The organism is Vibrio sp. 2130-1 (genome assembly GCF_033339515.1).
Map to the genome: position 1 here is coordinate 1 of NZ_JAWOUT010000365.1, position 648 is coordinate 648.

A 648-nucleotide genomic window follows, 5' to 3' on the forward strand; every position below is an offset into this window, starting at 1 on the left:
CAGAAGCCGTTGGTCAATCAAGCGAAAGTAAGCGTAAAGAGATCGCTCAACAGGTAACAAAAGCCGGTGCAGACAGTGCAGTCATCACAGCGCTTGATTCTATTTGTTGGCTATTGAACGTACGTGGCTTGGATGTGTCGCGTTTGCCAGTTTTACTGGCGCCCGCGATTCTTCATGCCGACTCAAGTGTAGAGTACTTCCTAGATCCCGCTCGCTTACCTGCTGAATTTGCAGCGCATGTGGGTACTGGTGTGACGGTTCATCATCCAGAAGCACTTCAATCACGCCTTGAAGCCATGTCTGGTAAAAAGGTATTGCTCGACCCAGCAATCAGTAACGCATGGTTTAAGTTAGTTCTGCAAAATGCAGGCGCATCAGTTATTGCTGCAGCCGATCCATGTTTAATGCCAAAAGCCGCGAAAAACGAAGTTGAGATTGCGGGCATGAAAGCCTGTCATATCCGCGACGGTGTAGCGATGAGCAAATTCCTTTGCTGGCTAGATGCCGAAGTGGCTGCAGGCAATCTTCATGATGAAGCGACACTGGCTGATCGCCTAGAAGCATTCCGTAAAGAAGACCCAACGCTGATGGATCTGAGCTTTGATACCATTTCTGCGGCAGGCGGCAATGCGGCTATGTGTCACTACA

1 protein-coding gene is annotated in these 648 nt (G+C 49.5%); it reads left to right on the top strand.

What is annotated here, in order from left to right; all coding sequences use genetic code 11:
* Positions 1-648, top strand: a 648-nt coding sequence (locus tag R7Q09_RS26265; protein ID WP_318143957.1) for an aminopeptidase P family N-terminal domain-containing protein, incomplete at both ends; no start/stop codon positions are given.